The sequence below is a fragment of the Mycobacterium sp. RTGN4 genome, assembly GCF_033804635.1.
Lineage (GTDB): Bacteria > Actinomycetota > Actinomycetes > Mycobacteriales > Mycobacteriaceae > Mycobacterium.
Genome location: NZ_JAPZLB010000018.1, coordinates 139,249 through 152,304, shown reverse-complemented (window position 1 = coordinate 152,304; position 13,056 = coordinate 139,249). Strand labels below are relative to the sequence as shown.

Annotated in this window: 11 protein-coding genes; 7 read left to right on the top strand and 4 right to left on the bottom strand. The window is 61.2% G+C overall.

Going from position 1 to position 13,056, the window contains the following annotated elements:
• Positions 1 to 565: 565 nt before the first annotated feature.
• Entirely contained in the window at positions 566 to 1,630 is a 1,065-nt protein-coding gene (locus tag SLQ30_RS29325; RefSeq protein WP_319450307.1) for a hypothetical protein, read from the bottom strand.
• Positions 1,631 to 1,972: 342 nt separating this feature from the next.
• Here SLQ30_RS29325 and SLQ30_RS29320 point away from each other — a divergent pair, with 342 nt between their 5' ends.
• The 5 genes from SLQ30_RS29320 to SLQ30_RS29300 all read left to right on the top strand — a co-directional run bounded on the left by SLQ30_RS29320 (position 1,973) and on the right by SLQ30_RS29300 (position 5,109).
• The gene (locus tag SLQ30_RS29320; protein WP_319450308.1) at positions 1,973 to 2,110 is read left to right on the top strand and encodes a hypothetical protein; all 138 of its coding nucleotides are present in this window, start codon (positions 1,973 to 1,975) and stop codon (positions 2,108 to 2,110) included.
• 199 nt (positions 2,111 to 2,309) lie between these two features.
• On the top strand, positions 2,310 to 3,170 hold the full coding sequence (locus tag SLQ30_RS29315; protein WP_319450309.1) for a hypothetical protein: 861 nt from the start codon (positions 2,310 to 2,312) through the stop codon (positions 3,168 to 3,170).
• A 1-nt stretch (position 3,171) separates the two neighbouring features.
• The gene (locus tag SLQ30_RS29310) at positions 3,172 to 3,645 is read left to right on the top strand and encodes a hypothetical protein (RefSeq protein ID WP_319450310.1); all 474 of its coding nucleotides are present in this window, start codon (positions 3,172 to 3,174) and stop codon (positions 3,643 to 3,645) included.
• Positions 3,646 to 4,070: 425 nt separating this feature from the next.
• Positions 4,071 to 4,523 (top strand): DUF4189 domain-containing protein, encoded by a 453-nt coding sequence (locus tag SLQ30_RS29305; protein ID WP_319450311.1) that lies wholly within the window; start codon positions 4,071 to 4,073, stop codon positions 4,521 to 4,523.
• A 160-nt stretch (positions 4,524 to 4,683) separates the two neighbouring features.
• Positions 4,684 to 5,109 carry a CAP domain-containing protein gene (locus tag SLQ30_RS29300; protein ID WP_319450312.1) on the top strand — a complete coding sequence of 142 codons (426 nt, stop codon included), beginning with the start codon at positions 4,684 to 4,686 and terminating at the stop codon, positions 5,107 to 5,109.
• A gap of 621 nt (positions 5,110 to 5,730) precedes the next feature.
• Here SLQ30_RS29300 and SLQ30_RS29295 read toward each other — a convergent pair.
• The gene (locus SLQ30_RS29295; protein ID WP_319450313.1) at positions 5,731 to 6,603 is read right to left on the bottom strand and encodes a ParA family protein; all 873 of its coding nucleotides are present in this window, start codon (positions 6,601 to 6,603) and stop codon (positions 5,731 to 5,733) included.
• A 537-nt stretch (positions 6,604 to 7,140) separates the two neighbouring features.
• Here SLQ30_RS29295 and SLQ30_RS29290 point away from each other — a divergent pair.
• Both SLQ30_RS29290 and dcm read left to right on the top strand, forming a co-directional pair.
• A complete protein-coding gene (locus SLQ30_RS29290) occupies positions 7,141 to 9,213 on the top strand; it encodes a hypothetical protein (protein WP_319450314.1) in 2,073 nt (690 codons plus the stop codon).
• Positions 9,214 to 9,294: 81 nt separating this feature from the next.
• Positions 9,295 to 11,268, top strand: a complete 1,974-nt coding sequence (gene dcm / locus SLQ30_RS29285; RefSeq protein ID WP_319450315.1) for a DNA (cytosine-5-)-methyltransferase — start codon at positions 9,295 to 9,297, stop codon at positions 11,266 to 11,268.
• A gap of 1 nt (position 11,269) precedes the next feature.
• Here dcm and SLQ30_RS29280 read toward each other — a convergent pair whose 3' ends face one another.
• Positions 11,270 to 12,550 carry an ATP-binding protein gene (locus tag SLQ30_RS29280; protein WP_319450316.1) on the bottom strand — a complete coding sequence of 427 codons (1,281 nt, stop codon included), beginning with the start codon at positions 12,548 to 12,550 and terminating at the stop codon, positions 11,270 to 11,272.
• Between the two features lie 31 nt (positions 12,551 to 12,581).
• A complete protein-coding gene (locus tag SLQ30_RS29275) occupies positions 12,582 to 12,953 on the bottom strand; it encodes a very short patch repair endonuclease (RefSeq protein ID WP_413468212.1) in 372 nt (123 codons plus the stop codon).
• Positions 12,954 to 13,056: the final 103 nt, after the last annotated feature.

The following is a 13,056-nucleotide window of genomic DNA, read 5'->3' as shown; positions in this document are numbered from 1 at the left end:
CTAGCGCGCCAGTAGACAACACCAAACCCACCCGGTAGACCTACACCGAGGCCCACCGGGTGGCGGAATTACGTGACGGACACCCCGGGGGAATTACGCGACGGTCGACACATATCGGCGGCTGCGCTAACGGCCAATGCGATTACTACTACTTCCACACCGTGAATTCGTACCGCTTCGGGCACTTCGATTCCTACGACACCAACCCAAGCCATCTGCTGTTCCACTCGCCGTATCAAGTCTGCGCTGAGTTTGAGGGCGATCTCGCGGAGAACGCGAAACCGAATGTGCCAGTGATCGTTACACAGACCGCTCGGAACCTTGGTAACCAACGTCTGGCCCAGTGCTTCGCGAATGCCGTCGGTTATCGGATTGGCGACCCACGGCCCTTTTATGACAGCTGAGCCGCGCTAGCGCAGCTCGATGGCATTCAGATGGCAGGACGCCAGTGGCTCCCACGACAACAACAGCTCGGTTGGGTTAAAGCCAAGCCGATCCGGTGTGAAAGCGGTTTGCTGAGAATCAATTTCGGTTCGCCGGCGGCCATGGCCAGTACCGGAGCCGGCTAACCGAATCGATTGATCAGCGGGATCTTGTCGAAGATCCGGTCGCGCAGCCGCGGCTTTGGCGGCGGGGCCGGCGGCACGTACACCGGTGCTGGGGGCGGGACGTAAGCGGGCGCGGCCGGCGGAGCCGCTTCGGGGACGTAGGCCGGCGCTGGCGGAGCCGCTTCGGGAACCGGCGGCGCGGCCGTCGCGAAGGGTTCCCGGGCCAGGCGAAGCGCGGGCGCGTCAGGGGCGCTCCGCGGCGGGGCGGCGGGCGGTCGGACGATGGGGCCCGCCGCGCTGCTGCGGGGCGGTTGCGCCGTCGAATCCGGTGTCGGAGGTAGCCCCACCAAGAGCGCCACCGAGACGACGAAGACCACGACCGCGGCAGCAAGCACCGACGACAGCACGCGCACCCGGGAGAAGCGCGGGCTCGCGACTGGCGCGTCGGCAACGTTGACGGGCCGTGCCGAAGCAAGCGCCGCGCCCCGAGACATCGCGAAGTCCGCGTCGCTTCCGGTGAGGACGGGCTGCGGCGTCAGATCGGTGAGCGCGGCGACGAGCTCGTCGGTGTCGGCGGACCCGAGCACGAAGATTGCGTCAGGGCTGGGCCGCGCGCTGCGCACCACGGCGCGCGCACGGTCGATCAGCGTGGCGGAATCAACGCCCTCGATGCGCTCCACCGCTACGCGAAACCCGTCGACCGACGCGATGACTGCGGTATCGGGTTCGACGATGCACACGATCAGGAAGTCGTATTCGGTGAGCCCTGCGATGCCGCGGGCGAGGGCCTCGGCGGCCTCGATGTCAGGTACCGCGACGACGGGCGCCCCGGCGCTTTGGACTTCGAGCGCTTCGCGCACCTTGATGGCAGCGGGTTCGGCGTCACGCGACCAGGTCAGGCCGACGCTGTGCAGATCCTCATCCAGTGGCAACGACTCCAGGAAGGCCTCGGCGTCGAACGCGTCATCGTCGACCAAGTTCAGGACACTGCGGTCGACCTGCGCACCTTCGCCAGTGACGCCGTCGACCAACACGCCCCGGATGTCCTTTGATGACATCGAAAGCCCCAGTACGAGGCCCATTTTTGACCTCCCGATCCATCGTCCTTCGCGTCTGAGGTTACCGCTACTGCGTGAAGTCAGTGCGACGCGGTATCGGCCGGTAGGAGTAGTTGGAGGACGTCGAGTTGCTAGCTATGTCGATTATCAACCGAGCGCGATCCGGCCAATCAGTGCGAGTAGCCGTTCGTTCCGCGTGGTGTAATCGGATCGATTGGGGGTTACATGGCGGACCAGTTGAGGGTCGACACAGGCCGGTTGAGATCTGGAGCGGCCGAAAGCGCCAGGATTGCGGGGGCTCTTACCCGGAGTTCGACGAACAGCGCGCCGCAAAGCGGCCAACCGAGTAGCTCAGGGATCACGGCGATGGACGACGCAATCTCAGCCACCCGCGGACGCCAAGCCGCCCGCGTGGCGTTCCATGTCGACAAAATGGCCGCCGCCGCCAGCAGCTACGACGAAGCCGATGGCCAGACGGCCGAAGCAGTAGCGCAGACGCTCTAATTCGGCAGTGTTAGTTGTGTCCCTTCCCACTAGGTCGCAGATCCAGCAGTGGCAGAGCGATCACTTGGCAGTCGCAGCGGATCGTTGGCAGGCGGCAGCCGTCGAGTCCGAAGATCACTTCAAGCAACACCGCAACAACATCGCGCCATCAGATGTAGCGGCATGGACTGGTCAGGCGCGGGACGCCGCCTGGAATCGCGTGACAGACGATCTCGGTGTGGTTCGTAAGCAAGGCGACGTACAGCGCGAGGCGGCATTGATCGCCGAACGGGGAGCCACCGATATCCGTGCCGCCCAACGCGCAGCGTTGGAGGCCATCTCCGACGCCGAATCAGATGGATTTCGAGTTCGTGACGACCTGTCGGTACGAGATGCCACTCGTTGGGTCGACCCGACCAGCGCCGCTGTTAGACAAGCCGCGGCGGTCGAGCATGCCAAGTACATCCAGTGGAACGCCGAACGACTCGTACAGACTGACACGCTGGTCGGCGAACGGCTTGGCGCGAAGGCCGCAGACCTTCACGCGATCAAATTCGACGGCGACAGCTCGCCCGGCACTGTCGTCCAAGCAGTCGACTTCAAGCAAGCGCCGCCGCCACCTCCATACCCGGTCAACGAGATCATCGCCGAGGCGACCGACCTCGACGGGAATCACGTGGTGCTGCGCCGCGGCTACTACGACGAAACTACTCAGCAGGGCTTCGGCTGGGATAAGGCTTATTGGCGACACCACGTCGTCAACCCGAACGTATTCAAGGACTTGATCTCACACAGCCGACCCGTCAAGAACGAAGGAGGAACTCTGATATACGAGGTTCCAATCAATCGCGTGCACTGCACACAAGGGTCTTTCGGCACGGTCGATTGCGAGGACACTGGAGAAAGCGTGACGATGAGGATCGTTGCAAACACCAACGAGGGAAACCCCTCAGTGCCCGACGGCGGGCAGAAAGGGGTCATCACGATGTACCCCCTAGCAGGCGGCAGTGGCGTCGTCGAGGTGACACCAGGCTGGACGTTGACGCCACCATGGGTAAACAACAATGTGCCCATCAACTGAGGTGACGGAAGTCGAGCGCCAATTCGCCATCGAGGTATTGCAAAAATTGTTGCAGCGCATCGAATCTGCGAACAAGGAGTCGGGGCGCGGTCAGTACGCGGTTACCCACGCTTGGACCGACGGCCCGATGATGTTCGTGGTCTACACGGCTCCGCCGTCAGATCGAACCTGGGGTTTGGCGCGCGACACCAGACAATCGCTCGTCGACCCGGGCCCGTGGCAGAAGCACGATGATCCGGCCCAGTATTACTACTTGATCGACTTCGAAGAAAACCAGCCCTCGTCATCGATGCGGCAGCCGGGCGAATCCGACACGATCTGGTGGTTCGGATTTCCGCGCGACGCTCTCTCAAAGGATCCTTCCGAAATTCCTGCGGCGCATCGGTACTCACCACCAGATGCATCGGACGCACCCCAGCGTGAAGACCCTATTGAGCCAAGCATCGAGCCACGTCGCTACGGGAATCCGCTCTAGCGGAGTTGGTGCTAGTGCGCTCGAATGTGCCCCGGAGTGCCGATGTCGACGTTGGGGATACTGCGGACATGATGCGTGCGGCGGTTCGGTCGGGCTCGGTGGCGATGCTCGTCGGCATTGCGGTGGCCTGTGCGAGCCCTCCGGCGCCGTCGCGCCGTCCATCGCGACGCGGCCCCGTGACGACGTCGTGAACTCTTCCGCCGACTCGTCGAGCACCGCGGTTTCACAGATACGGGTAGTCGCTGCCGAAAACCAGGTAGCCCTGGTCGTAGCAACCCTCAAACACAGGTAGGGCAGCACGGGGCACGGAAACCTTCGCTGCGCCGAAGATTGCACGGGAACGACCCGAGCTGCAGTTCACCTGAAAACGAGCATGGGGCTGGCCGTGATTGGTCGCAGATCACACGTCAAGCAAAGGAAAGATCATGTCATTCGTCGGCTTTCGAGCACCCCTCGCCATCTCCGCAGCGGGTATCGCCGCGGTGGGCGCCGCCATCGTCGCCCTGAGCACCCCCATCGCACACGCCGACGGTCCATGGGGGGCGTGTGCGGCGCCGGCCAGTACCGAAGAGTGGGGGCACCCGGTCTGCTTGGGCGCTGACACGTATCCCGACCGGGTGACGGCCGAAAAATTTGCGCGGGAAGCATGCAACGACCCGAAACCACGGTACTGGGGATGCACCGTGATCGTCAGCTTCACGGGCTGCGGCGCGATCGCTCAAAACGGGAACCAGTCGGTGGGAGGCACGGGCCCCACGCCGATGGACGCGGCACGAGACGCCCTAAGCCGGCTGTCCAACGGCACGATCGCCAACGGCACGATCGCCAAGTCCGCGTGCGTCCCGCCCCCTCCGATGCCGGCGCCGCCGCCGGGCTGATCGCCCTCGGATTCGGCCTTGTGCACAGAACTGCCCCGAACCCATGAGCGTGTCGGCCCGCGACACCGATCATCCACTCAGACAGGACTGTTCACAGGTGAAGTTCACCAGCCGGTCGACCCGTCGGAAGGCCCGCAACACAGTCGGCGTCGGGACGGTCGTGATCGCGCTGACCGTGGCGCTGCTCGGCGCCTCCGCCACCGCGTCGGCAGACCCAGACCCAACACTCCTCAAGCTGATCAACCAGCAACGGGCACAAGCGAACCCCAGTTGTGCGGCCCTCAACCCGAACCCGCAACTGCAGGCCGCCGCCGACAGGCATGCGAAGGACTTCGCCACCAACGGCTGGCGCAATGACGACGACGACAGCGATGGAACGACGATGACACAGCGCGTCGTCCAGGCGGGTTACGCCTATGGCTCTCTTGCCGAGAATCAGGCGCTGAATTCTTCGGCGCAGGCAGCCGTCAACGGGTGGATGAACAACACATTCAGCCAAACCAACATGCTCAACTGCACACTGACAGAAGCGGGGACGGCAAGTTCCGGTTCGATATATGTCGCCGTGTTCGCCCGCCCGCGCTGAACACTAAGCGAAGCCGGCTGGCTGGCAACGTGCGCTCGGGGCAGCGGCCCCTGGTCACCGATCACCTCGAACGCGAAGCTGTAACAGTTGACTGCGGTACCAATTAAGCACGCCGAAACGCATCCCCCTTAGCCGACCTGTCAACAACACGGTCGACAATTCGGCCGACCACTCTTTCAGCTTTAGTCCATCTCATCGCGAGTCCGTCGTTGTTCATACTGTGCTCGGCGATTATGTCGCGCAGCTGCTCGAGCTCGAGTCGGCTTAGCTGTTCCCTCAAGCCCGCCTCTCCGACTTTCGCGTACACGTCGTACGGATCCCAGGGTCCCGGTACTCGACGGCCTCTTTTCGACCGGGGTTTCGCGGCAGGGGCCCGAGGCGCTGGCGACACCGTTGTAGTCCGGGCTTCAGTTGGACCGGCTGCCTTCTTCCGTCCGCGATCGACGACGAGCGCCTCATTCAATCGGGCTCCAAAACCTGCGTTCTGAACGGCTTCCTCGGCGACTACGGCAAGCAAGTTGGCTAGGACGTCGGCAAGCGCGCGATGCGCGACGGCTAACTGCTGAAAGGCTGTCAGCACCCGAGCTTGCGACATCTGCGCTTCGCCCGCGCTGTTCGATGTCACAGCTGCGACTCCGCTCGTTCGGTCAACTCGACTGTCAAATCTTTGAGTTGGCCGAAAAGGCTCGCCGGCCCCCAGCGCTGCCGCAAAGTGCTAACCGAGGCGAACTCTGCGGCTTCCTCCACCCGGCTGCCATACGGAATAAAAGCGCGAAACAGCTTGGGCACCTTGCCTTCTTCCACGTTCCGATTTAGCGCGCGAATGGTGTTCTCATGAATATTCGTACCTAGGCGGTACATGTTGATGATCGTGCCGAGAGGCACCACTCGGTGATCCAGGGTCTCGGCGAAGCCGGCGACACGATTCATTATTTGAGGGATTCCATACGTGCTAAGGATGTCCGGTTTAGTTGGGATGACGTATCCGTGGGACATCCGGATACCGTTCAAGGTGATGATTCCGAGATTCGGCGGGCAGTCAATCAGCACGTAGTCGTATTCGGTTGCCAGCGTTGAGGTCGCCTTGTGGAGCACATCCACCGGTCGATCCGTGTGATAGCGACCGCCCCGGACCGCGGCCAAGTCATCTTGGACGTCAATCAGATCCAAGCTACTTGGCAACAGATCGAGTGTCCTCACGGCGCTGATCGGTGATGCCTCTCGGTGCAGAGTCTTCTCGAGATCAAACTGTGCAGCGTCGCCGTCGCGGCGAAGCGAATCCTTGAACAAAGCTTCCAATGTGTGCCCTGCCGAGTTCGCGTCTTTCCAGGCTTGTTCCCCGATCAGCATCGTCGTCGAATTCGTTTGCGGATCGAGGTCAATCACCAGAACGCGCTTGTCGAATTCACCCGCGAGGATCTCCGCCATCGCGACAGTCGTCGTTGTCTTACCAACGCCGCCTTTTAGATTGATGACGCTGATGATGTAGGTCACGGTGCGCTCCTTCTACGAGATCGACGGTGACCCGACGTCTTCAGTCACGCTCTCCTGCAAGGGGACAAGTGTCATCGCTCGCGCTAGTACTGCCATTGCGCTTTCCGTAAGACGCTCAAGCCCGAGCCTATGCAGGACTCCGTGAAAGAGTTCTTCTTCTGGGCGAGCCTGATCCCCGAGCGAAAGCTCGATGAGGTGGTGCGCCAACTCTGCTGACGGGACCAGACTAAGCGATCGAGGACCAAGTTCGCGCGCGATAACGTTTGGTTGAGTCGCCAGCCTGAAGGTCCTTGGCTTCACACCGGCTTCGTTTAGCGGATTGTCCGCGACGATCATTCCGCGGTATTCAGCGCTTGTGATCGCTTGGTTTAGGGTGCGCGCAATTTGCTTACCCACCGTTTGACCGCCGGCCGCCTTCGCATACGCCTGGTGCAGACGCTCCCCGAGTACCGGCCCCTCGACTGCGACGATTTTCGCAATGTTCGGCGACGAGGACACACGGCAGCTGTCGCTGTTCTAGTCCACCGAGCCGACGCGATGAGCGTCGACGTGCCGATCTGCAACGCAGATGCGCGAAAATGGGCTGCGCTCAACCGCAGTACTTCCTATCGTTGTTCAGTGCCGCTACCGCCCGATGCCAGACAGCGCCTTGTCGCGCCGCTGAGAACGGAGACGTTCGGGAACGTTAGCTTTCGCGCAGCTCATACGTTGCCGGTTACAGCGCAATCATGGGAACTCCACAGCACGGCCCTGAGCACGGCAGTAGCCGGCTTGGCGACGACGACCCCATCACTCGCGAACGGATACGAGGACTGTCGGCGATCTGTAGCGCGGACCAAAGAGCTTGCGTACGAGGCGTTGTCGCAGCTGCTCGCGATTCAACCCTTCGTCCCCTTTGATCACACTGCTGCGGAACGTCTCGTAACGCTCATCGTCCGCCGCCTAGAGGTCGTTGCAGATTACGTTGAGCTAGATGTAGACGTCGCGATTGATGAAGAATTGCTCGCGGAGAGCCAGGAATGGGCCGCGCACGCACGCCATCTAAACGCTCGAAGCGCTGTCGGTGATGCATTTGCGATGTCTGATCCACCGATCGACGACTCGGGTCGATTTCGCCCCGAGTGGGTCCTTCAGCATTATGCCTACCGAACCAATGATCTGCTGCATCATCTGCTTCCCCACCTCGCATCACTCGGAGTTCCAGGGCTGCCCGACGTCCTAGCTGCCGTGATAGTGGTGGGCGAGATTTTGGCCTGCGACGATTCCGTCGGTGCATACGTCCACATGGATGAGATGATTGCCAGCCTTCTCACTGCCGACCCTGCGACGGGGGCCGAGGTCCGCGAGCACCTCAGTCAAATGGAACCTGCAATCCGTCGTGCCCGAGACGCCGCCGCACGATCTTGGCGGACGGTCAGGGACGTTGCAGCCGATACCGAAACGAGGGCGAACGCACTTGCGGACTGTTATAAACGCCTCGTAGAGGGTCCTTTTCGCCAGTTGGCCTGGGTGCACCACTGCCTCAACCTCTGCGCCTGGGAACGTCCTCCGACGCTAGGCGTACTCAGGGACCGTATGGTGGCCGCTGGCGGAAGATCCTCGGTGTTGGCCGCACAGGTAATAATCCCCGATCTCAGGAACAGCGAAGCGCACGAGACCCTGGTTTGGGATGGCTTCGACGAACAGTTTTCGGCTGAGGGCGTACTGGTCCTTCCGCAGAAGGTCGTAGAGAGCGCACAAGTAGCGCTTTCCTTCGTCGCGGGGTGCGAGGCAGCGATAGCAGCGGTCAGATTTCTTGAGCTTCCCGCCGACATCGCTTCGCTGCCCCACTTCGGTGAGCAGGGAAGGATGCCTGGATGGAAGCGCGTCCAATCTTTCTTCGGCACCAACGATCTACGGCTTCTGGACGCGATTCTAAACACGCGACATGCTTCGCTACGGGTCGGCGAATTGTTGCAGAAGGACGTGAACCCTTGCTTTCAGGCCCTCGTGCTTTCGCATCGACTAATGCCGAATATCGAGAGCTTCGCGGTGCGGGTCAACGACAATGAGCCGCTCATTGTCGTAACCGCGGGTGCTCTCGCCGCGAGTATGCCGGCATGGGAGTTCGCAGTGTCAAACCTCGATCAGATCCCGTTGGCGACCTTCCTTCCGACTAATCTCGACGCACGAATGCGACACGAACAAGACAGCACCGCCATTCGCTCGGCCGCATGGATCGCGGTCGACGATGCCGTCGGGGTCATCGATGGGAGCTCAGCGACCTGGAGCGACGCAGACCGCCGCCTTATCGGCGTACGACTACGCGTCGTCGAAATCTCCGTACAGAACACGGTGAGATGGCTGACGTCTGGTGCCGTGCGACTTACCAGCGTGGCCGCATCAGTTGCGTCTCTCCGTCAGTGGATTAGCGATGAGTCACCGAAGGCCGCGTACCTGGCGGAGCGCAGGCACGAAATGGCGCGGCTGCGTTCGCAATGGGAAACGTGGGGCCCAATACCACGCCATCCGCTTGTAGCCGATGATCAGGGACGCGATGTGCGCGACGAGAATGAGCACCAGCCACGGTTGCGCGATGTTCCCGAATCGTCGGCATTTCGAACGCTGTAATGTCCGTGGCCACCAACCGCGCTCACCGTGCGTCGGCGAGGACACGCGGGTTAGTCGGTCAGCCCCGTTATCGTTACCGGCGTGACTAAGGCACAAGAAGTCCGGAAGGGTGTGGGCTACGGTGTGCGATTGGTCCGTGGCCCGTTCATCAACCTTGAACCCCACCCTGACCACACCGAGGACGTTCCCCACTTCCTCCGCTACGCCAAAGACCTACGCGCCCGGGGCGCCCGGCTGGCTGCTGATTTCTTCAGCGGTGCTGGAGGTCTCAGCTTGGGTCTAGAGAGTGCTGGCTTCAAGGTCGTCCTCGGCGCCGACCATGAGCCATTCGCTAATCGCACCCACGCGCATCATTTTGGCGGTATGTCCGTTGATTGGGATCTATCTGACGCGAAGATGGTCACCAAGGTCGCGAAGTTATGTCGATCAGCCGGAGTCGAGCTCATTGCCGGTGGTCCTCCTTGCCAGCCATTCTCAAAGGCTGGGCAGTCGATGATCCGACATCAGGTCGAGTCAGGCCTCCGCGAATCGCGTGACGCGCGTCGGGATCTGTGGCGCTCATTCCTCGACATAGTTCAAATCGTTCAGCCGCAGGCGGTCGTCATGGAAAACGTTCCCGACATGGCGCTTGATCGGAACATGTTCATCCTGAGAAGCATCGTCGAGGAGCTTGAGCAACTCGGTTACGGCGTCGAGGAACGGGTCGTCGACGCCTGGCGGTACGGCGTGCCCCAAGTCAGGCAGCGCCTCATCCTGGTCGCACTCAGGAACAACGTGAAGTTCCATTGGCCGGCCGAGTCCAAACGGAAAGTTACCGTCTGGAATGCCATTGGCGACCTTCCAGAGGTCGAGGGAGGTTGGCGACCCGCGGGTGGAGCGGACGGATGGACCGAGTACGCCGGTCCCTCGAGCGCCTTCCAACGTGAGATGCGGTCGCAGGTTGCACCCGAGGACTTGTGCAAGGTGTTCGATCACATCACACGCCCCGTGAGAGAGGACGATCGTCTCGCATTCGACGGCATGACTCATGCGACGAAGTACACGGACCTCGACGCTGCGCACCAGCGATACCGCGGCGACATTTTTGACGACAAGTACAAGCGCCTCAACGAGAACGATCTGTCGCGAACCATTACCGCACACATCGCCAAGGACGGTTACTGGTACATCCACCCTCGCCAGAGTCGGACGCTCACGGTCCGTGAGTCCGCTCGGATACAGACATTCCCTGACCATTTCCGGTTCGATGGGCCTCCGTCGGCAGCATTCCGCCAGATCGGGAACGCCGTACCTCCGAGGTTGGGATTCGTGATCGGGCAAGCGGTAATCGCTTCGCTTGATCTGGACGATGACGCAGAACTCCCGACCCGTGACACGGGCCAACTCCTAGCAGAGTGGTTCCGAAGCAGGTCTGATTCGTTGGCACTGCCATGGCTCAACGCTCGCTCGCGCTGGGAAGTGATCGCAGGAGAGTTACTCCTTGACCGTGCGACGAAGACTGCGGCTCAACGACTCTGGCCGGTTCTGCAGTTGCTTGCACGGGCCATCGAGCGCAATTCCGACCAATCCGATCTGCGTGAATGCCTGATCGACATGGCCAAAAATATCGGCCGCCAGAACCGAGCCATTGCAGCCCTGACACTGGCCGAGAATCCGGCATTGTTGGATGGTTCAGCAGACGAAATCAAGAAAGCCACCGGTCTGTCGGATGCGGTAACCGACCTAGCGACCCTGACCGTCCCAAAACTCGCCACCGATAGACTCGCCACCGAAGGTCCTGACGAACCAGTCTTGGTCACGAAAGGCGTACTCAGGGTGGCTAGGCGTTTTCAGGCAAACGCGGTCGACCGTAAGAATAAATTGACCGACGGACGGATGGCGATTGCACGCATGATCGGGTTCGGCGTCGATGCCAGAGATGCCCATCTTGGTTTGATCGAGCTCGCAAACAGCTTATGCAGCCCCGAAAAGCCACAGTGCCATGCGTGCCCACTCACCAAGCATTGCGCCCATGACGGTGTTCCCTCGAGAACGGCGACGACAGTAACTACCTGAGTCAGATGCCAAGCGCAGTAGCTATATTGGGATCGTTCTTAAGCATCACCGCAGCAATCTTCTTGAGCGCCTTGTACTCTCCGGCTTCGAGTGCTGCCGCCTGAAGCGCTAAACCAATCTCAGTCCCGACAGTGATGCTATCGCCGCCGTGCCCCTTCTGTTTTTCTTCGACGGGACCCGATCCGGGCGATTTCCGGTACACCTCGTCGGCGATCGAGCACATCTCGTTAATCGGTCGTTCGATCATCTGTCGCAGTTGAGCTGGGATCGACACCCGCATCTTGGCTACGTTGATGTTGAACGCTGCATCGAGGTCCGTGTCGAAATCGACGCTAGCCCGAGCGAGCTTTGTGTGTTCGTCGATGCCCCTGATCCCGAACCACCCACCCCACTGCACCAGTCGGTCCGCGCGGTACGTGTAAAGCCCCTGTTGACGGTTCCACTTGAGCGGACCCGAGAGCCGCTCGAACTCGGCGTGCGAGCTGAATTGATCCCGGCCGGGAAGGACGTACCGGCGCAGCGATACCGATCCGCTGTTATCCCCGTGCTGAATCTCGAAAATCTCTTCAGGCAATTCCTTCGTCGCTTGTTCCGAGCGCGCGAACGGATCCCAAGGCAGTAACTTCTTGCCGTTGACCGTGATCGCGACCCGCCCAGCCTTCGCCTCACCGGAAAGAAAACGATGGAAGACGATCGATAGATGCTCAGCGGCCTTCTCCGTGATGGTCTCAAATCGCCGGCGAGCCCATCCCCCGGCCGCATTCTTCGACGGCACCACTCGGTCGAGCTTTTCCCAAACAACAACGGTCCCAGCAGTATCCTCGAACAGATTGCGAGCGCGGTTGATCACGCTTGTCCGCTCTGGCTCGACTATCAGCCAGTCGTCGAACTCGATTACCAGATCGAGATCGAGTTGGCGCATCAGAATCACTCGACGGCCGGTCGCCCTCCTAGTGAGGACAGTGAGTGATCGACCTTGTGAGAGTGAGGCGGTCTTGAGCCCAAGTCCGTACCGGCCGAGGTCCCCGGGGCCGTAGGCACGACGACTCCCGAACCGCATTGCCTCTGTAAGCCCATTTATGGTCATCCCGTGGCCGTTGTCGGCAATCAGTACGCGAGATTGCTCAGCATCGAACTCGACAAGGACGTCAACCTGCGTCGCACCGGCAGTGATGCTGTTGTCCACGAGATCAGCAACAGCCGAGCTGAAGTCATACCCGATATCGCGAAGCGAATCGGTAAGTCGAGCAGCGGACGGAGTAACCGTCGTCATACGCGCCATCGGCACCTCCTACTTACTTTCGTCCAGGATCTCACAGATGTCCGACATCCTCGCTCTGCCCCGCCGCGGTGACAATTAGGCGGCTTTGCCACAGCTGTTCTATGGCGTCGGCGGCGATGACAGGGTCGTCATGCTCCCACACGTGGACAGCTAGCCAACAGAGCTCCTCGAGGCTGGCGTCTTTCCGCGCATCTCTCGCGACATTGGCGTCGAGTTTCGCCGCCCACCACTCTGCATTGTTCTTTGGAGCGGTCCCGTGGACAGGGCAACGATGCCAGAAACACCCATCGACGAATACGGCTATCCGCGCACGAGTGAAGGCGATGTCTGGTCTACCGGGAAGCGTTCGGACCTGCACCCGGAACCGCAGCCCGCGTCTGTGGAGTTCGCGCCGCAGAGCCATCTCAGCACCGGTATCTCTCGTAGGCATCGCGCTCATTTGCCGACGGACCGTCTCACTGAGAGGTTTGGGTGCTTGGCGGGGTCGTGCCGGACTGGTCACGGCG